At 62.2% G+C, this 20,357-nt stretch carries 13 protein-coding genes; 3 read left to right on the plus strand and 10 right to left on the minus strand.

What is annotated here, in order from left to right:
• Positions 1-103: 103 nt before the first annotated feature.
• The 6 genes from I4W07_RS00295 to I4W07_RS00320 all read right to left on the minus strand — a co-directional run bounded on the left by I4W07_RS00295 (position 104) and on the right by I4W07_RS00320 (position 9,441).
• Positions 104-1,483: an ATP-binding cassette domain-containing protein gene (locus I4W07_RS00295; RefSeq protein WP_196025236.1), complete on the minus strand. Its 1,380-nt coding sequence runs from the start codon at positions 1,481-1,483 to the stop codon at positions 104-106.
• A 3-nt stretch (positions 1,484-1,486) separates the two neighbouring features.
• Complete coding sequence (locus I4W07_RS00300) at positions 1,487-2,542, minus strand: ABC transporter substrate-binding protein (RefSeq protein ID WP_196025237.1); 1,056 nt, start codon at positions 2,540-2,542, stop codon at positions 1,487-1,489.
• A gap of 2 nt (positions 2,543-2,544) precedes the next feature.
• Complete coding sequence (locus I4W07_RS00305; protein ID WP_230317396.1) at positions 2,545-4,356, minus strand: [FeFe] hydrogenase, group A; 1,812 nt, start codon at positions 4,354-4,356, stop codon at positions 2,545-2,547.
• Positions 4,350-6,182, minus strand: coding sequence for an NAD(P)-binding protein (locus I4W07_RS00310; RefSeq protein ID WP_196025238.1), 1,833 nt, complete (start codon positions 6,180-6,182; stop codon positions 4,350-4,352). The genes I4W07_RS00305 and I4W07_RS00310 overlap by 7 nt, the downstream gene beginning before the upstream one ends.
• 256 nt (positions 6,183-6,438) lie before the next feature.
• Positions 6,439-7,821: a 6-phospho-alpha-glucosidase gene (locus I4W07_RS00315; protein WP_196025239.1), complete on the minus strand. Its 1,383-nt coding sequence runs from the start codon at positions 7,819-7,821 to the stop codon at positions 6,439-6,441.
• A 3-nt stretch (positions 7,822-7,824) separates the two neighbouring features.
• A complete protein-coding gene (locus tag I4W07_RS00320; RefSeq protein ID WP_117769497.1) occupies positions 7,825-9,441 on the minus strand; it encodes a PTS transporter subunit EIIC in 1,617 nt (538 codons plus the stop codon).
• A 326-nt stretch (positions 9,442-9,767) separates the two neighbouring features.
• On the opposite strand from I4W07_RS00320, the gene I4W07_RS00325 reads away from it, so the two are divergent.
• The gene (locus I4W07_RS00325) at positions 9,768-10,877 is read left to right on the plus strand and encodes an IS110 family RNA-guided transposase (RefSeq protein ID WP_196025240.1); all 1,110 of its coding nucleotides are present in this window, start codon (positions 9,768-9,770) and stop codon (positions 10,875-10,877) included.
• Positions 10,878-11,213: 336 nt separating this feature from the next.
• On the opposite strand, the gene I4W07_RS00330 is transcribed toward I4W07_RS00325, so the two are convergent.
• The 4 genes from I4W07_RS00330 to I4W07_RS00345 all read right to left on the minus strand — a co-directional run bounded on the left by I4W07_RS00330 (position 11,214) and on the right by I4W07_RS00345 (position 16,494).
• Positions 11,214-11,978, minus strand: a complete 765-nt coding sequence (locus tag I4W07_RS00330; protein ID WP_271739716.1) for a PRD domain-containing protein — start codon at positions 11,976-11,978, stop codon at positions 11,214-11,216.
• Positions 11,979-11,996: 18 nt separating this feature from the next.
• Entirely contained in the window at positions 11,997-12,509 is a 513-nt protein-coding gene (locus I4W07_RS00335) for a PTS sugar transporter subunit IIA (protein ID WP_196025241.1), read from the minus strand.
• 343 nt (positions 12,510-12,852) lie between these two features.
• Positions 12,853-13,614: a 4Fe-4S dicluster domain-containing protein gene (locus I4W07_RS00340; protein ID WP_196025242.1), complete on the minus strand. Its 762-nt coding sequence runs from the start codon at positions 13,612-13,614 to the stop codon at positions 12,853-12,855.
• A 630-nt stretch (positions 13,615-14,244) separates the two neighbouring features.
• Complete coding sequence (locus I4W07_RS00345; RefSeq protein ID WP_196025243.1) at positions 14,245-16,494, minus strand: DEAD/DEAH box helicase; 2,250 nt, start codon at positions 16,492-16,494, stop codon at positions 14,245-14,247.
• A gap of 506 nt (positions 16,495-17,000) precedes the next feature.
• Here I4W07_RS00345 and I4W07_RS09295 point away from each other — a divergent pair.
• Positions 17,001-17,963 carry an FHA domain-containing protein gene (locus tag I4W07_RS09295; RefSeq protein ID WP_196025244.1) on the plus strand — a complete coding sequence of 321 codons (963 nt, stop codon included), beginning with the start codon at positions 17,001-17,003 and terminating at the stop codon, positions 17,961-17,963.
• Positions 17,964-18,134: 171 nt separating this feature from the next.
• Positions 18,135-20,219, plus strand: coding sequence for a protein kinase domain-containing protein (locus I4W07_RS00355; protein WP_196025245.1), 2,085 nt, complete (start codon positions 18,135-18,137; stop codon positions 20,217-20,219).
• Positions 20,220-20,357: the final 138 nt, after the last annotated feature.

Consider the following 20,357-nt stretch of genomic DNA (forward strand, 5'->3'; position numbering starts at 1 on the left):
TGGTATTACTTTGTATTCCTAAGTATTACCCCGCAGATAGAATACCATACCCGACCCCATGGGGACGGAGAAAAAACGGATCAATTTATTGCTGAGTAAGTCTTTAGAGCGTGATGATGTCCGAGATATTGAGGGCCCGAGCGTCAGCGGAATCGTGCGTGGCAAGCAACAGCATACGGCCGTCGAGCAAGTCGAGCACGACCTCGGTGCATGCGTCGCGCGCAGCGATGTCTAGACCGGTAAAGGGCTCGTCCAGAATCACTGCGCCGCCCGGACACAGCAGGGCTCGGGCAATCTCGACGCGACGGCGCTGCCCGCCCGAGAGCTCGGCCACGCGGGCATGCGCATCGATCCCCGGTACCAGCAGGCGCAACAAGGCAGCGGCACTCGAGGCATTCACGCGTGCATCGGCGCACACCAGCACGTTATCCAAAGCGGAAGCGTCCTCAACCAGGCGCGTATCCTGAAACACCATCGAGCACGGCGCGCACTCCCCCGCTGTCAACGAAAGCAGCGTCGACTTGCCCACGCCTGAAGCGCCCATCACGCAGATACGCCCGCCCGCGGGCACGTTGAGCACCAGACCATCCAGCGCCGGAGCCCAGGGTGCCCGGTCGCCCACGGCGAGCGCAAGCTCCGCCGCAGCCCCGCCACCAGCAGAGCCGCCCGCACGCCCGCGCAGTCCATGCCCATGTGCCCGCACGGCCGCGCGCCACGCCACGGGTCCCGAAACCCGCAGCAGCCACACCAGCACGCGCTCACACGCCCACGAGGCGGCAACGACCAGCACGGTCCACGCCAGCAGATCAGCCGTCTCAATCAAAAGCTTTGCCTGATAGATGCGCTCACCCACGGTGCCCACCGCCATGCCGATCAGCTCCGCCGCCACGCCGGCCTTCCAGCTCATGCCGATCACAGCGCGGGCGCACGAAAGCACAAACGGCAGGACTTCGCGCCAGATGTGGGCACAAAACAGTCGCCAACCCCGCACGCCATGCAGACGAAACATCTGCTCCAGCGGTTTATTCACCTGTGCCAAGCCCTCGGCCAGCGAAAAATACACGCCCGGCAGCGCCATCAAAAAGACCGCGGCGATGCTCACGCGCGCCGATCCCAGCCAAATGAGCAGCAGGACCACCACGCAGGCAACCGGCGTCGCCTTGACAAACGACAGCGCCGGCGCCACCAGGCGGGCAAACGCACGCGAACGTGACGAAATCCCGGCCAGCACGCCACCACACACCGCGGCAAGCGCCAGCCCGCCCAATATCCGCGCGCCCGAGCCCGCCAAAATCGCCCAGGTACCGCCATCGCACACCAGGCGCAGCAGCGCCAAGGCAACAGCACCCGGACCCGGCAAAATCAGCGGCTGTGCCACCAGCGCCGCCACGAAGACCCACACGGCAAGCCAAAAGGCGGCAACGGCACCTGCTGCCGCCACCGCCTTCATACGCTCTATCATTTGTCGAGCAAACGCACGCACGGGTTACTCCATGTAGTAGAAATCATCAGCCGGGAGCTTGCTGCCCACGGCGCTCGCGTCCGCATCGGCCAGCACCTTCAGGTACCCACCGAGCGCGGCCTTCATATCCTTCCCTGTCTGGCAGACAAGCATGCACCCGGGAATCGCCTTTTCGGCAATCGTGGCGTTATCCACGATGCCCGCATCGACCACGGCCTGAGCCCAGTCCGCCGGCGCCGCATTGACGGCCTTCACGCTCGCCTCATGGCAGCGCAAGAATTCCGCCACGGCCTCGGGATGCTCCTCGGCAAAGGCACGGCGCACCACGGTTACGCCCGTCAGCAAACGGGAGCCCGTGTCACCCGCCAGTTCATCCCACACATCGGTCAGGCTCACCGGCGCCGACAGCTTGCCTTCGCTCTTTGCAATGGCAGCGGTCTTGAACGGCTCCGGCAGCACGCCCACGGCGGACGGGTCGGCAAGCAGAGCCGACAGCACCTCGGTGGGCTCGCTCTTAAACTCAAGCGCCACCTGGTCGGTCAGGCCCGCGCGCTCCAGCAGGTAGTTCATGACGTACTCCGGCGTGGTGCCCTTGCCCGTCATGTAGACGGTGCGACCCGCCAGATCGCCAAACGAGGTCACGTCCGCGTCGCCCGTCACCACACTCAACACGCCGAGCGTGTTGATGTCGATGACCTGCACCGCGCCTTCGGTTTTGTTGTAGAGAACGCTCGCCACGTTGGCGGGCACCAGGGCAATGTCGACATCTCCCTGAATGACCTTGGGCACGATCTCGTCGGCGGCAGTGTTGATCGCAAAGTCGAACTCATTGTCCGTCTCGCCATCGGCCGCCTGATCCATAAACCGCACCAGACCGATCGACGTCGGCCCCTTGAGCGAGGCGACATGCACCTCGACCGGCTCTGCGGCGGCACTGACGCCGTCCGCGGCAGCCGAGCCTGCAGCAGACCCGGCCCCCGCGGCCCCGCCGCCACAGCCCGCGAGCGCAAGCGACAGCGCGCCCGCGGCAAGCGCCGAGGCAAACCCCCGGCGCGACATTTCGAAATCAAACGCGCGCATCGCTAGCATGTCCCCTCGTTAGGCATCGTCCATGCGTGATGGTCGGTATGCAGCAATTCCTCGGCCAGCGGCGAGAGCGGCGCACCCAAGAACTCGCTATAGCACGCCTGAACATCGGGATTCTCGTGCGAGAAGCGAATCTCGGCGTTCGCATCGAGACCCCAGAGCACCTGGCCGCGCTCGGCTGCCAGCTCGCAGCCGTCGTGGATGGGCTGACCGCCGCCACCGACGCAGCCGCCCGGGCATGCCATAACCTCGACGAAGTCATAGCCCACACGGCCGTCGCGAATCGCGTCGAGTAGGCGGGCGGCGTTGCCCAGCCCGTGTGCCACGGCGACGCGCACCTTGGTGCCATCGATATCGGCGACGGCTTCCTTCCAGCCGTCGAGTCCGCGCACGTCGGTAAAGAAATCGGCATCCGGGTTCTTGCCCGTCACCAGGTAGTAGGCCGAGCGCACGGCGGCCTCCATCACGCCGCCCGTGGCGCCAAAGATCACGCCCGCGCCCGTGCCAAAGCCCAGCGGCGTATCGAGCGGCTCCTCGACCAACGTGTCCACGCTCACGTGGCTCGCGCGGATCATGCGCACCATCTCGCGCACCGTCAGCGCAACGTCCACGTCGGGCGCACCGCCCTCGCCCAACATGCTCGGCAGTGCACACTCTGCCTTTTTGGCCGTGCACGGCATAACGGACACCACGAACAGGCGCTCAGGCTCCACGCCCAGCACCTTGGCGTAGTATGTCTTGGCGATGGCGCCGAACATCTGCTGCGGCGACTTGGACGTGGACAGGCTGTCGACAAACTCCGGATAACGCGCCTTCACAAAGCGCACCCAGCCCGGGCAGCAGCTCGTAAACATGGGCCAGCCGCGGCTGTCACCCTCGCCCTTGGCGGCGGCGCCCAAGCGCTCGAGCAGCTCGGAACCCTCCTCCATGATGGTGAGGTCGGCCGAGAAATCGGTGTCGAACACGTACTCAAAGCCAACACGACGCAGCGCACAAGCCAGACGCTCGACGGTGGCTTCCCCGCGCGAAATGCCGAGCTCCTCGCCCCAGGCGCTGCGCACGGCAGGCGCGATTTGCACCAGCACGATCTTGTCGGGATTAGCGAGCGCGTCAAACACGGTCTCGGTGTCGTCGCGCTCGCGCAGCGCGCCCGTCGGGCAATGCGTGATGCACTGGCCGCACGCGACGCAATCGGTCTTGCCAATCGGCGCGCGCCCGCGGGTACCCACGGCGGTATGCGTGGCGCGGTTGGTCAGATCCCAAATCCCTAGGCCCTGCACGCTCTCGCACACCTTGATGCAGCGCATGCATTTAATGCACTTGTCGTTTTCGCGGATGATGGAAAAATCGAAATCCCAGCCCTCGCCCGTCAAATGCCTTTGATACGGCAGATAGAAGATACCCAGGTCGTTGGCGATGGTCTGCAGGTTACAGTTGCCGCTGCGCACGCAGCTCGTGCACTGCGAATCGTGCTGGGACAGCAGCAGCTGCACGTTGGTGCGACGAGCCTCGCGGGCCTTGGGGCTGTTGGTGTGGACCACCATGCCGTCGAGCACGTAGTTGTTGCAGGCGGCAACCAGCTGATCGCAGCCCTCAACCTCGACCACGCACACGCGGCAGCCGCCGATCTCGTTTAGATCGCGCAGGTAGCACAGGGTGGGAATCTGAATGCCGACGGACTTGGCCGCATCCAGGATCGTGGTGTGCTCGGACACCACGACTTCGCAGTTATCGATAATGAGCCTGACCATGTTGTGCGCTCCGTTTTCGCTGTTGTCGCCGACGGTGGTTTCGTTGAGCTCTACCATTCCAGGTTCCTCCCTCCGCGGAACGCACCAAAGCCAAAGTGGTCGCAACGCAGGCAGCGACTCGCCTCTTGGCGTGCCTCCTCCTCGGTAAGGCCCTGTTCGACCAGATTCCAATCGTGGATGCGCTCGCCAGCCTCGCGCTCGCCCAGCTCGCAGCGGCCGCACTCATGCTTGCCCTTAAACTGAACGGTCGGCAGCTCCACGTCGAGCTTAATCTTGTGGTCGAAGCCCAGGTAGCGGTCGATATTTGCCGAAGCTACGCGGCCGGCGTTGATGGCACGGATGACGGTGGCGGGGCCGGTCTGGCAGTCGCCGCCGCTAAAGAGGCCATCGAAACTGGGCACGGCGCCGTCCGAATCGGTGACGACGCGACCCCACTTGCAGGCGATGCCCATGTCCTCAAATGGCTTGGAGTCGATGTCCTGGCCAATGGCGACGAACACGCGCTCGCAGGGAATGACCTGCTCGGGCGTGGCGGCGGCACGCGGGGCCGGGCGCCCGCGGCGGGGCTCGCCGATAATCTGCGGCTGTACGCGCAGGCCGTTCACGCGTCCGTCCTCGCCCGTCTCAATACCGAGCGGGGCTGTGAGCTCCAGAACCTCGCAACCCTCGGCCTGGGCACCGGCAATCTCAGCGTCCTGGGCCGTCATATCGCAGATGCGGCGGCGGTAGACAATGCTCACCTTTTCGGCACCGCAGCGCACGGCAGAGCGAACCACGTCCATGGCCACGTTGCCGCCGCCGATGACGCACACGCGCTGGCCGCTCAGGTCGGGCAGCTCGTCGTCGCCGATGGCACGCAGCATCTTGACGGCCGACTCCACGCCGGGAGCCTCTTCGCCCGGAAGGCCGAGCTTCTTATCGCTGTGGGCACCGATGGCCAGGTAGACGGCATCGAACTCGTCGCGCAGGCGGGCAAGCTCCTCGCCGTTGACGGAGTGATCGAGCTCAACGTCGATGCCGGCGCTCAAGATCCAGTCGATCTCGGCCTGCAGGCGCTCGCGCGGCAGACGATAGCTGGGGATGCCGTAGCGCAGCATGCCGCCCAAGTGGTGGCGCTGCTCAAAAATGGTCACCTTGTGGCCCATCACGGCCAGGTAGTAGGCACAGGAAAGGCCAGCCGGGCCGCCGCCGATCACGGAGACGCGCTTACCGGTGTTGTCCACTACATGCGGCTTGTGGTCGTTGAGGTCACTGTGCTCAACGGCAAAACGCTTGAGGGCGAGGATGTTCATGGGGTCGTCGACCATGCCACGACGGCAATGCATCTCGCAGGGATGCTCGCACACCAGGCCACAGACGAGCGGTAGCGGGTTGTTCTTGCGGATGACCTTGACGGCGTCGGCATAACGGCCTGCCTCGACGAGCGAAATGTAACCGGGAATGTCGACGTGCGCCGGGCAGCCCGAGACACACGGGACGCGAGCCTCGCGGTCAAAGCCACAGGAGTGCTCGCGGATGTGGTGTTCAAAATCGTCGCGAAAACCGCGGATAGCCGTAAGCGCCATGGCACCGGCCTCGTAACCGATGGCGCAGTCGCTCGAAAGATAGATGGTGCGGGCAGTGCGCTCAATCAAGTTGAGCGTGGACTCGTCGGCGCGGCCCTCGAGCACATCGGCGAGCAGGTCGCTCAGCGCGCTCAGGCCCACGCGGCAGGGCGTGCACTTGCCGCAGCTCTGGGTGGAGCACAGGTTGACGAGCGCCGCCGTAAACTCGACGGGGCACGGGGCGAGCGAACTCACCGCCAGACGACGTCCGAGTGCATCGTGCAGGTCGTCCATGACGGCCTGAGCGTGGCTGCGTTCCATTACGTGCAGTCGAGCCATAAGATCCCCTCTCACATGGCAGCCCGGAGGCGAGGCCGGGCGAAATTGCTACACGCACAACACTGACCTAAAAAGTTGTTAGGTCTCCACGCAGTTCGGCAGGCGGTATGAAATGTCACCATCAGCGGTGAAAATGAACATTATCGCAGATAAATGCCATATTTGATAAAACGCGTTACCAAACGACAATGCCCCGCCCACGCAATCACGTGGGCGGGGCATTGCTTCAGGCATGCGGCCAGCGACCCTGTTGCTTTTACTTAAGCTCGGGCCAGTAACCCTTGTTGGCCTCGATCATGTCGTCGAGAACCTCCTTGGCGACCTTCATCGACGGCACGGTCTTGTTGAGCGTAAAGGCCTTAAGCGCCTTCTCGTACGAACCCTCGATCGTAGCCTCGACAATGAGCTTCTCGGAGTTCAGCTGCTGCATCATGAGGCCCTGCTGGAACAGCGGAATGTTGTCGCGGCTGATGACCTCGGGGCCGTTCTTGCCAATGTAGGCAGGCAGCTCGACCATAGCGTCGTAGGGCATGTTGGGGATGGCGCCCTTGTTCTCGCAAATGACCAGGAAGCGCTGCTTGGTGTCGTTCTTCAGAGCGATAGCCAGATCGGCAATCCAGTCGCCGTGGCTGCCCGCATAGAACGTGCTCTCGTCGATCTCGCCCGTCTTCTCGTAATGGTCGATACCATCAAAGAGGTTCTTCTCACGCGTCTCCTCAACCTCGTTAGCACGGGTGCGCTCGGGGTTGGAGTGCTCGACGAACTCCTTCTGCTGCAGGTAGTAGTTCAGATACGTGTTGGGCAGGTACTCCGGGAAGCACTCCATGATCTCGTACTCGCCCTTCCAGACGTAGTACCAGCTGCCCTTGGTGTGGCGGTTCTGCTCGGGGTGCTCGTCGGCGGTCTCCTCGGGCTTCTTTGCCATAAGCGAGCCCATGCCCTTGAGGTAGGAATCGGGCAGCAGAATCTCGTGCTCCTTGATGTACTCGCGCAACTGCGGCAGGACCTCCTCGCCCTTGTGGCGGATCGAGGTGAACCAACCAAAGTGGTTGAGGCCAAAGTAATCGTACTCGACATCCTTCTTGTCGATATCGAGCGCGGCGCAAACCACGTCGATGATCGCGATCGGCATGTCGCAGATGTTGATGATACGAGCGTTGGGACGCAGCACGCGGCAGCCCTCGGAGACGATGGCGGCAGGGTTGGAGTAGTTGAGAATCCAGTAGTCCTTCTTGGCGTACTTCTCAACGTCATCGATCAGCTCGACCATGGGGAAGATGGTGCGCATGCCGTAGGCAAGGCCGCCGCAACCGCAAGTCTCCTGACCCACGCAGCCGTGACGCAGCGGAATCTTCTCGTCCTGCTCGCGCATGGCGTAGCCGCCCACGCGCATCTGGGCAAACACGAAGCTCGCGTCGGTAAAAGCCGTCTTCTTGTCGGTGGTCACCGTGAGCTTGATGTCCAGGCCGAGGTCCTCGTGCAAAATCCAGTCCACGAGCACGCCGATCTTGCGCTGGCGCTCCTCGTTGATGTCGTACAGACGAATCTCGTCAACGTCGAGCTCGTCCTTGCGCAGAGCGATGGACTTGACGATGCCGGGGGTAAAGGTGGATCCGCCACCACACAGAGTAATGATCATTGTTTACTGCTCCTTCTCAATTGCGTTTTCGACCTTGTCGCGCATCTCGGCGACCTTCATGCCAAAGATGATCTGGATATTATTGCCGTTGCGGTTGATGCCGCTGTTGGGCACGTGGTTGATGAGGTCCTCATTGATGAGGTCCGGGTTCTTAACGTTCACGCGGAGACGCGTAAAGCAGTTCTCGAGCTCCTCGATGTTGTCCTTGCCACCAAGACCTGCGACCAGGTCGGCAATACCTGCATCGACGCCCTCTGCGGGAGCTGCGGCAACAGCGCCCTGCTTCACCGCGACAGACGCGGCGGCCTCGCCCTCGGCAACGGACTCCGCGAGCTCGGACTCCTCCTCGCGACCAGGCGTGTGGAGGTTGAGCTTCTTGATGAGGAAGGTGAAGAGGAAGAAGTACAGAGCGGCGTTGACGACTCCAAGCACCAGCATAACCGGCCAGTTGGTCTTGTCGACACCCAGGACCAGGTTGGAAACCACGATGTTGATGATGCCGCCTGCAGTCGAAGCGGGCACGGAGAGGACCTTGAGCAGGACCAGGAAGATGCCGGAAAGAACCGAGTGAACGACAAAGAGCACGGGAGCGGCAAAGACAAAGAGGAAGTCCATGGGCTCGGTGACACAGGAGAGCACGGCGGTGATGATCAGCGGGATGATAACGGCCTTGGTCTTATCCTTGTTCCCCTTGTAAGCGGTGACGATAAAGGCGAGACCGATACCGATGTAGGGCCACAGGTTGTTGAAGGTGTAGCTGTTGAAGTAGGTGCTATCGGAGAAGGGCTGGCCCGTCATTGCCATCTCGGCGACACGGATGGGATAGGCACCGGCGATAACCTGATCGCCCAGCGTCAGGGTGCCACCCACATCGGAGAACTGGAACGGGGTGTAGATGAGGTGGTGCAGACCGGTAGGAACGAGCAGCTTGTTGAGCATGCCGTAGATAAACAGGCCGATGTTGCCCGACTCCTTAATGATACCGGCAACGGAGGAGATGGCACCCTGAACCGGAGGCCAAACGATGCAGAACCCAGCGCCCATGATCCAGGAAATGATGATCATGATCAGGAACGGGAAGCGAACGCCCGAGAACATCGAAAGGGCAATGGGGAACTGCTTGTTCGAGTACTTGTTGAACACGGCACCGGTGATGCAACCGAGAATAATGCCGCCGAACACGCCGGTATCGAGCACCTGAATGCCCATAACGGTGGCCTGGCCGGTTCCGGTAAGACCGAGCATGCCGCTCGCATCGGCAAGAGAGCCGGTGGCGTTGAGCACGATGTTGTTAGCCTGCAGGAACAGGAAGAACGACATCAGGGCAATCAGCGAAGCATGGCCCTTGTTCTTCTTTGCCATGGCGCCGGCGATGCCCACGCAGAACAGAATCGAGAGGTTGTTGATGATAAACATCAGCGACTGATAGACAACGGCGCCCACAAGCTGGAACGGACCGGAGCCCAGTACGGGGACCAAAGCGCAGATGGTCTTGTTGGTCAGAATGATGCCCACGATGAGCAGGATGCCGGCAACCGAGAGATACATCATCGGCTGAACGATCGACTTCGCGAACACCTCCAACGGCGCTTTGAAATTGAACTTCTTTTTTGCGGTCATAGCGGTACTCCCCTTCCTTTTCCGCAAATTAAGACAGATGTGCCCTGGACAAGACCGTGAGCCTTGCCTTATATCAATCGATGTGTGGGCACGTTATGCCTAGAGACCAGGTTCTCCAAGCAGGTTAACAATGTGATATGCGAGATAACTCTTCTCAGCATCGGTAACGACAACGTTATAGGTAGACGACAAGACGATATGAGAAAGCCATTTGGGTCGCCTCCCCCGCGGCGCAGCTTCTTTCCGCGGGCTCGGGATGCCACAATGGGCTTTGAGTATCGGCCCGTGCGGTAGCCCTTACCGCACCTGCGGGGAGGAGGCTTCCCATGCCCCATGTTACCTCCATCGGCCTGGACGTCCACGCGCGATCGGTCGCCGCCGCGGCGTTCAACCCCTTCACCGGCGAGGTGGTGCACCGTGACTTCGGGACGGACGCCGCCGAGATCGCGGAGTGGGCCCTCGGGTTCGAGGAGCCCAGGGCCTGCTACGAGAGCGGCCCCACCGGCTTCCACATGGCGCGCGAGCTGCGCGCGCTCGGCCTCGACTGCGCCGTGGCCGCCGTCTCCAAGATGCAGAGGCCGGCGGCGGACGCGCGCCGCAAGAACGACCGGCGCGACGCCGAGTTCATCGCCCGCATGCTCGCCACCCACAACATCGTGGAGGTCCCGCTGCCCGATGCGGCCGTCGAGGCCGCCCGGGACCTCGACCGCGCCCTCGACGACGCCACGGCGGAGTACCGCCGCGCCAGGCAGCGACTCAACATGTTCCTGATCAGGCTGGGCCACGTCTGGGACGAGCGCAACGCCGGCGGGACGAGGAAGGGATCCTGGACGCGCGCCCACTGGAGATGGATATCCGGGATCAGGCTCGAGGGGCCCCAGCGCGACGTGCTCGAGTACTACGTCACGGCCGCGAGGTGCGCGGAGTCGGACCGCCGGCAGCTCGAGAAGAAGGTGCTCGCCCTCGCCCGGACCGACCGGTGGCGCCCGGCCGTCGAGGCGCTCTCCTGCATCAAGGGAATCGACACCCTGACGGCCTTCAGGCTCGCAGCCGAGGCGGGCTCCTTCACGAGGTTCCGGACGGCCCCGGCCTTCGCGAGCTGGTGCGGGCTAGTCCCGTCGGAGCGTTCGAGCGGCGAGACCGAGCGGCGCGGCGGGATAACCAAGACGGGCAACCGGCTCGCCAGGACGGCACTGGTGGAGTCGGCGTGGCACTACCTGACGTGCACGCCCCGCCCGAAGCCCCCGACGCCCGGCGCGGACGTCCCCGCGGCGATCCGGGCGCGCGCCGACGCCTGCACCGCCAGGCTCTGCCGCCGCCGCGAGGCGCTGGCGGCGGCGGGCAAGAGCTCGTGCAAGGCAAACGCCGCCGTCGCGCGCGAGCTCGCCTGCTGGGTCTGGGAGATCGGGCGCCGGGCGGAGGGGACCCTCAGCTGACCCCGTCGGACAACAAGCCTCCCGCCGGGAGGGTCCGCGCCTCGACGCATCGCCGGCGCGCGTTCACGAGCCCTTTTTGGGCAGCCCAAGGGCCGCGCCCGTGAACAAGACTGGTTTCGGACGAGCGCGCCGGACGGAGAATCGAAATGCGGTGGGGTGTGCGGACATACCGGGCTGACCGCCGGCAGCGCGCCCGCAAGAGCCCGCGGATATTAGCTTGCCAGGCAAGCGTCGACTAAACGTGCAGCGTGCGCGGGCCCTCCCGACGGGAAACGAAAAAGCCCGGTTTAAAACCGGGCTCGAACAAACACGCCTATTGACAATGGCTTTCTCATATTAGTGGGCGGCTATGGCGTCCGCGCACGAGAATGCGCAGGGATACGCCGTTTCATCGATTCGGAACAGCGCGTCTCCGTTGATTTGCCCTGCCGTAGGATCGAGCGCTCGCTGTGCGAAAAACTGCAGGTGACGAACGAAACGTTCGTAAGGCAGCGAGGTGTCATCGAGGGTCGTAGCATAGCGCTTGGAAACAATCGCGAGCACGTCGCGAACAAGCTGGACCGAAACAATCAAACGATCGGAGCGTTGCGGCATGGTGGCGTTGACGATATGCAGCGTAATGAAACCCTGCTCTTCTTCGCTCATCTGAATGCCCATATACTCCTTGATAATCTGCAGCGCACGGCCCGCAAGTGCATACTCCTTGCGATAGAACTGCTGGATCTCGAGCAGCAACGGATTCTCACAGGAGACGCCCTTGCGCTCGCGCTCCAAAGCAAGGCTGATATGGTCTGCGAGAGCAATGAGAATCTTGTCGTTGATATCAACATTGAGCTCTCGACGGAGCATCTGAACAATGTCCTCGGCAATCACGAGGTTGACGGTGGGGATGGACTCCAAAAGATGTGCCAAGCGGTCAATCGTACGCGAATCCTGAGAAGTTCCCTCCTGCAACGCGTAGGTCTTTTCGATCGACGCCTCGTCGATGGCATCGCCGGCATGACGGCCAAAGCAGAGGCCTCGACCGATGACGATGAGCTCGGAGCCATCGTCCGAAGTGACCATTGCGACGTTGTTGTTAAAAACTCGCTTGATAACCACGGTACCCACCACAAGAATTTACTCGGAAAGCCAGACGACAGGCTCTTTAACAGCAACAGGGCCGGAAGCATGCTCACGAAGAGTCGAGTTCTCCGAGCGCTCGCACACGATAACGAAGACCGTGGGATCGAAGCCGGCGGCGCGGACCACGTCGAAATCGACCTCGACGAGGGGCTGGCCCGCGTCAACGTGATCACCCTGGGCAACAAGCGCATGGAAGCCCTTGCCCTCAAGTTTAACAGTGTCGATTCCGATGTGCAGCATCACCTGAGCAGAACTGTCGTCGGACATGATGCCCAGCGCGTGCTCAGTCGGAAACAGCGCCGCGACGGTGCCGGAAACAGGAGCGCACACCGTTCCCTCTTGGGGAACCACGGCAACGCCATCGCCCACGGCACGGCTGCTAAAAGCGGGGTCATTGGTTTTTTCTAGATTAACAAGCTCGCCGGAAACAGGGGCGAGGATTTCGAACTCGGAAGCTGCAGTCGCCTGCTTATCCGAGCCGCCCATAAGGCGAGAAAAGAAACCCATGGTGGCATGTCCCTTCATAAATATAGCCCAACCAAAATCAAGCGAATGCGTCCATAGAGACACACCCGTTCAAAGACTTTGGTTAGGCCCACGTCCGAGGGACTCGGTAACCTTCCGCATTTCTTTTTACGGAGGTTATTGTAGACAAGCCCAAAGCCAGAACAATCATTATGACCGGTGAGCGGTATTTTTTCTTCGATAAACGGTATTTTGGCGGCACTTAGGGACGTTCCTTTCCCGCCGGCACCCAGAGGCACTCCTAGCTCTGGTGCATTGGGGACAGGTTTGTTTGCACCAGGTTGGTGCAGATTAACCTAGCCCCATTGCACCAATTTCGTATGCGCTAGATAAAGAGCTCGCATTCCTTCCGCACGACGCAAACCTTGCTCAGCATCTGGGAAACAGCGGATAGCTTGTTGGGATCAAGCTTACGAGCGCCTCGCGGACATACGGCAATGCAGCGCATGCAGGAGATGCACGCCTCGCCAGCTGCTCGTTTGGGGTCACCTTTGTCGATAGCACAAACGGGGCACGCCGCGGCGCATGCACCGCAGGAGACGCAATCCTCTGTTGCCTCGGGTGCCATGCGGTGACCTCCAGCTTGTTTATAAGGACGATTGCCGGGGATAGAGGGCTCGGACGCGTCCTCAGCCAACAGCTTTTGCTGAATTTGCTGCGCAAACTCTGCGAGCTGCGCCGCATCCTGCGCATCCGGACGACCGGCAGCAAACTGTCGCGCGATGGAATGTTCTGCAATGGCTGTAACTGCCGCGATCACCCGGAATCCCGCATGCTTCGCAACGTCCTCCAGCTCTACGAGCGTGTCCTCAAACGCGCGGTTTCCGTATACACAAACCAAAACAGCCCGAGCCCCGTTGCCGCGCACCATACCCAACCGGTCAGCCACCACAGCCGGGATTCTACCGGCATACGCCGGCACAGAGATTACGGCCACGTCGTCCTCAGTCATCGAGACAGCACTGAAATCTAGCCCGCTATCGGTCAGATCGACGGTAACGGCATTCTTGCCCAGTGCCCCGGCCATAAGGCCAGACACCTTCTGCGTTCCACCCGTCGGACTAAACACAATTTCGAATACGCTCATCGAGACACCCTCCCCCTACGCCTGGCAACGCGTCAAGCCGTTTTCACATCCAGCCAGAGTATACGGCGCATGGGGGGGGGGAAGCTCCCCGTTTTGGTGCGCCAGGCAGCCCGATACACCAACCCATACTGCCCGCCTTTTCGGTTTGCATAATTCCCGGTACAGATTGCATATATTTACTGGATACCGCCGCGTTCTCCTGAGGTACCCCATCCCAGCACGTGCAAAAAACGGAGTATTCTGCAGCGCGCTCGCGCCAGCAATACCCCGAGCGGGCAAACCTTTAGGGCGCTGCGTCATTTTGGGTTCCGACATAGCGAGAATGACGTACCTTTGCTTCGAAAAACGGCGAAATCTAACTCAAAACGCTCATAGGGAGTATCTGAAGGCCACCGTTGGCAATACCAAATCGTATGCAGCCAACTAGAGCTGCAGAATACTCCAAAAAATGCACGGCGCACCCCATGGGACCCATTGCTGCATGGCAGGAAACAGGTCCACGGCATCCTCTAGATGCATTCCCGAGGAAATCACATTTGAACTAGCGATCGGATACGGCAAACAAAAAGGGCCCCGAGCGTAGTTGCTCGGGGCCCTTGGTTCACCTCGCTCTAGCGGGCGATGCGTGTGTTATTTGCGCTTGCCGCCACCGTCACCGGGGCGACGGGAGCTGCTGCCGCGCTTGCCGCCACAGCTGTTGCCATAGCTGCCACGGTTATCGCGACCGCCGGCACGGCCGCCACGGGAGCCGGCCTGGTTGCCGCCGCGAGCGCCACGATAGCCGCCACGACGCTCCTCGCGGGTATCGTCGTAGTTGCGCCAGTCATCGCGACGATCGCGGCTGGCACGCGGGTCACGACGATCGCGCGACTCGTTAGAACGACCAGCGCCGCCGCGGCCGCCATTGCCGCGAGCACCCTCGCGACGGTCGCCGCCGCGGCTACCGCGCTCTTCAAAGCGCTTGCCGCCGCGGGACTCACCGCCACGGGCAGCACGCTCACCACGACCCTCGCCGCCGCGACGCTCATCACGGCCACCGCGCTCGCCATCACGACCGGAACGACAGCGGTCGCCCGAACCGCGCTTGCCACCGCGCGAACCGCGGCCCTCGTCCTCGCGCTCGACACGACGACGGCCACCGCGATCCTCATCCTCGCGACGACGACGATGTGCCTCACCCTGGAACTGCTTGGCACGACGCTCGGCACGGTTACCGCGCGCAGGCTGCTCAGCGGCACCGGCACCAGCGCGCTCCTCGGCAGCCACCTCGCGAGCCACGCTCTCAACAGCCTCGTCCACGCGAGCCTGAACGCCCTCGCGCACGCGGGTCTTGCCGCTGCGCTTGGGACGGCTCGGACGCTCGCCGTCACTGCGGCGCTCGTCGCGACCGCGGTTGGAACGGCCGGCCACGTCGCCGTAATCATCGCCGTTGCGTTTGCCGTCGCGACGCGCCTGCTCAAGCTTCTTCTTGCTCTTGGACTTGCCGCGCTTAGTCTTCTTCTTCACCTTAAAGGCCGCAGGGTCGCGCTCGGGATCAACCGCAGGCGGGTTGGGACCCACGTGCAGGTCGCCGGCCTCGTAGATGTCGGCGGTCTTGTCCATGAGCTTCTCGATCTCGTAGAACTCGTCGACGTCCTGCTCGGTCACAAACGTGATGGCCCAGCCCAACTCGCCGGCGCGGCCCGTACGGCCAATGCGGTGGATATAGTCGGTCGGCTCGGCCGGCACGTCAAAGTTCACGACGTAGCGCACGTCGCTAATGTCGATGCCGCGGGCGAGAACATCGGTTGCCACCAGCACGTCGACGGTGCCGTCGCGGAAGGCAGAAAGCGCGCGCTCGCGCTGGGCCTGGCTGCGGTTGCCGTGAATCGCGGCGACCTTGATGCCCTTACGCTCCAGACGACGGCAGCAGCTATCGGCGCGATGCTTGGTGCGCATAAAGACAATGGTGCGCTCCGGGCCCTCCTTCTTGAGAAACTCGGGCAACAGGTTATTCTTGGCCTCGATGGACACCGGGAACACAAACTGGTCGACGGTGTCGGCGGTCGACGTGGCGGGCGCGATCTCCACGCGGGCCGGGTCGCTCACCAGGTCGGTGATCTCGCCCACGGCCTCCTCGTCGAGCGTCGCCGAGAACAGCAGCGTCTGGCGCTCGGCCGGCGTCTCGCGCACAATACGGCGGACGGCGGGCAAAAAGCCCATGTCGAGCATGCGATCGGCCTCGTCGAGCACCAGCACCTTGACCTCGTTCAGGTGGCAGGCGCCCTGCTCGATCAGGTCGACCAGACGGCCCGGCGTGGCGACCAGGATATCGCAGCCGTACTTGAGTGCCGCGGTCTGCGGCTTGTAGCTCACGCCACCCACGACGGTCACGGCGACATGGCCGGTGACGTCGGCAATCTTGCTCGCGACCTCGTCGATCTGCTGGGCGAGCTCGCGCGTGGGGGTGATGACGAGCATCACGGGGCCACGGCCGTTGCCCTCGGGCTTCTTGGCGCCGCGACGACGGTTGCGGCCGCCGCGCTCACGCACGGGCTTGGGCGGAGCGATGTGCTCCAGATTGTTCATGGTCGGCAGCAAAAAGGCGGCCGTCTTGCCGGTGCCGGTCTGGGCGGCGGCAAGCAGGTCGCGGCCCTCGAGCACCACGGGGATCGAGCCGGCCTGCACGGGCGTCGGCGCCGTGTAGCCCAGGCTCTCGATAGCACGAAGCATCTCGTCGGAAAGCCCCAGCTCGTCAAAGGCGGGCAGGCTCTCGGTAGCGGACTCGACGGCCTGGGCAGCATTTGCCTCGTCGGCGGCATCGAAGGCAGCCTGGGTCATGGCCTCGCGGGTCTCGTCCAGAATCTCGGCGTCGGTGACGTCGGATACAGAATTACGCATATGTTGTTGTTCCTTATCTGCACGCGCTATGGGCACGGCATGCGGCCGCGCTGGCGTGCTTGGTAGTGCGCTAATACATACAAAAACGGGTGCGCACAGAGAGGACGTTGCTCAGCACGCTGGCGATCGCTTTGGCAGCCCTATCACGCGCCGTCCAGACGCAGCAGCTCTAAGCGATGGAGCAGATTCGCCGCCGGTTAGTATACCCGCACTCCGTATGCCCCCACGTAAACCACAGATGACGAGGCGGACGAGGTGGGCCCGGCCGATTATCTCAATCTGTAACAGATGCAGGGCAAAATCGGGTCCAAATGTTACGGATCAAGACAGAGGGGGATTTCCGTCCAGTCCAAACCAAATCTCTCAGTCTTCCTGCAATTTCGAACATGTGGCCTATAATGTTGCTTTGGTTACACTATTTATTGTGCAGCCATTTAATACGTCGCCCACCGGGGCCATTAATTCCTATCGCCATATTGGCTAGGAAGCAATCAAAGGAGGTATCCGTGGCAGCAGAGACGCCTTGCTCGGTCCTCTATAACGATATTCGCTCGTTCGGCGGTCTTAAACATCTCGAGATCGCCCGAATGCTCATCAATGGAAACTCTTATCTCGGCAGCACCCTGCTCGAGAAATGTTCTTCCAACCGCTCGTATCTCACCCGTTACATCGTCCATCGCAAGCCTGACCAGTGCGCACCCTCCATCTACAGCGACTTTACCGTCACCACACTCAACCTTTCCTCGGCAATCTGCAGCAAGCTCGGCGGCGGCGAGTCCGCCTATCGGGCAATCGCCGAGCACTATCGCGGTCCGGCCGCCAACGAAATGATGTCGGCTCTCGCCAGCTACAAGCTGGACAGCCGCCTATATGCAAATGCCCTCAATCGCATCGACAACTTCGACGGCAATGCCGTGCGCGAGAAAAGCACGCTTTACCTTATGCTCTTTGTGGCAACGGGGGCGCTCGCCGATCCCGTTCAGGGCGTGGCCACCGTCGAGCGCTTTTGCGACAGCAAGACGGGCGGGCACTTTGGCACCACCGAAACTACCGTCGGACGTGGCTTTATGAGCAGCCTGGAACAGCCGCGCACCGTCGCCCCCAATCTCGGTCTGCTCAGAACCCATGCCGACAACTGCGCCGACATGCAAATCCATCCCCTCACACGCGATCCGCGCGGCACCGTGATTGGTTCTTTGCCCAAAACCTCGCCCAGCATCACCGATGTGGGCGCCGACGCATCGCGCGAGCATCTTCGCATTTGGCTCGAGGGTGAGCACTGGTACGCCCAGGGCCTTGGATCGACCAACGGCACAGTGCTCGAATCGGGCGCGGGCGACGGCGATATTGTGATTGAGCCGCCGCGCGACCAACGCGAGCCCGGCAAAGTCTATCCCCCCGTGGAAATCGCCAACAGCGACAGGCTCCATCTGGGTCTCTACACGACATTCCTTGTCATTGTGGACTAGCACGGACGGCGATCGGAAGACGGTCGCCGTCCGTCTTTCGTCTTCTATCTTCTGCGTCGTAAACGACAATACCCAGCGGTATACGTGGGCAGTGCGGCTATCATGGTACTTTACCGATATCCACACTGCCCACGTATACGCGCGGCAACCCATGCTAGACAAAGGAACGCCATGGATACTACCGATAGCGCCTATGGCGACAAACTCATCCGTCTTGACACGTTCGACACCGCCGTGGCGGTCGACCCCAGCGCCGAGGACGACGCCAAGCGACGGTTTATGACGCTTATTCTTCAGACGACATACCGCGACGGCGGCAATATCGGACACGTGCTTCGCGCGACCAACACAAGCGGCGAGGTCTTTGCCGTCAAGCTGCTCAAGGACAACGCCATCCTTTCCGGCCAAGCCCCCGATCGCTCCGCCGAGCAAGCGGCTGCGCACCTGGCCAACACCGCCGCGCTGTTCGAGGAGTACCGTCATCTGTGCACCGTCTCGCACCTGCGCGGATTTCCGCGCGTCTATGGCTATGGATCGTGCGAGGACGACCCGCTCATCCTCATGGAGTGGGTCGAGGGTACCTCGCTCAAGCAGGTGCTGCCCTTACTTCCGCACGATGCCTCGGGCGGGCTAACTACCCAGATGGTGGCCGCCGTTGGAAACGCCGTGCTTCGCGCACTCCTGATGACCCAGGGGCTCGTTAATCCGGTCGTCCATCGCGACCTGTCGCCCGCCAATATCATGTTCCGTACCACCAGTCGAACGCTTGAGCAGCAGATCGCCGATTGCTCCTTTGACCCCTGCCTCATCGACATGGGCTCCGCGACCATAGCCCTCGGCGATGACACGATCACCCGGCGCGCCGACATCTGGCGCTTTGCCACGCCCGCATACGCCGCGCCCGAGATGCTCACGCAGGATATCGAAGGCATCGCGGCCCTTCGCCGCTCGCCCGCCATCGACGTCTACGCACTATCGAGCATTCTGTACCAGCTCTACAGCGGTCGTAAACCGTTCGATGTCGAGTCGACGGGTGCCGCGGCAACCGGCTCGTTCTACCTCATAAAGACCAAGACCAAGCCGGCACCGCTCGAGCCGCGATGCAATGACGACGAAGCGCTCGTCCAGATCATCATGAAAGGCATCTCGGTCGAACAGGACAATCGTCCCACCGAGCAGCAGATGCTCGAGGTGCTCTCGGCATACCTCACCGATGCCGAATCCGAGGGCCGCGAAGGCGCAGGAGACGAGGCCGCGATTGATATCGATTCTGGCACGCACCTTAAGGTCGACGTCGCCGGCGAGCGAGCGCGAGAGATCCTGGAGCAGGCCCGGCACGATGCCATGACCCGCCGCCGCTTTATTATCGGTGGCGTTGTCGCAGCCGTTGCGGGGCTCGGCGTTATCGGGGCGGCAACCCATGGCTTTGGCATCCCCGACTACCTGGACGGCATCCGCGGTTCGCTTGACGACTACACCTGGGATCAGCTGCAGGAGATTTCGCTCAAGATCAAGGCTGCCGAGACCCGTAGCGAGGCACGCGAGATTGCCAAGCGCTACCACCTGCTCGATGACAACGGGCATATCCCCTATCCATGCACCAAGCGCGTCACGCTCACCAACGGGCTGCAGGTTGGCGCGCAGCTTGTGGGCATCCGCCACGATGAACTTCTGGACGGGACGGGCAAGGCCGGACTGACGTTTATGTTCGATGCGGGTATTGCCGAGCGCAACGCTGCAGCTGAACCACCGAGCGCCGGCTGGGCAGATTGCGAGCTGCGGGAATGGCTCAACGGCGACGGCCTTAAGCTGCTGCCCAACGAGTTGCGCGCACTCATTAAAGGGGTCAAGAAGGTCTCGAACAATGTGGGCGCCGCCAACAGCGCATCGTGCCTGAGCGAGTTGCCCGCAACCCTTTGGCTGCCCGCCATGGTCGAGCTGTGCGGTACGCAACCGCCCGATTCGTTTACCGAGGACTATCACTACCTGGCAGACATCTACAACGGCGAGGGCAAGGAGTATCAGCTCTTCCGCGAGCTCAAGGTGAGCCCGTATTCCACGAACGAGACGATGGTCCGCCAGTGGAAGGGCAAGGACACCTGTTGGTGGGAGCGCACGGTGAGCCCCGACACATCGGAGAGCGAAGGCACGCTCTATATGAACCGCGTGGGGCACGACGGCGACGTCTTTACGTACGCAACGCCTGCGGAAAAGCCAAACAAGCTAACCTGTGTGATCCCCGGGTTCTGTATCTAGGCGGCGGGCGTCTTGCCGTAACGGGACCCCTCCCCGGCAATTGTCTCGATCTGTAACAGTTAGAACCCAAAAACCGGTCTAAATGTTACAGATTGAGACATTAGACCGGCTACGGCCCGCCGACCTGGCTATCACCTC

The sequence above is a fragment of the Collinsella aerofaciens genome (genome assembly GCF_015670745.1).
In the GTDB taxonomy this organism is placed as follows: domain Bacteria; phylum Actinomycetota; class Coriobacteriia; order Coriobacteriales; family Coriobacteriaceae; genus Collinsella; species Collinsella aerofaciens_T.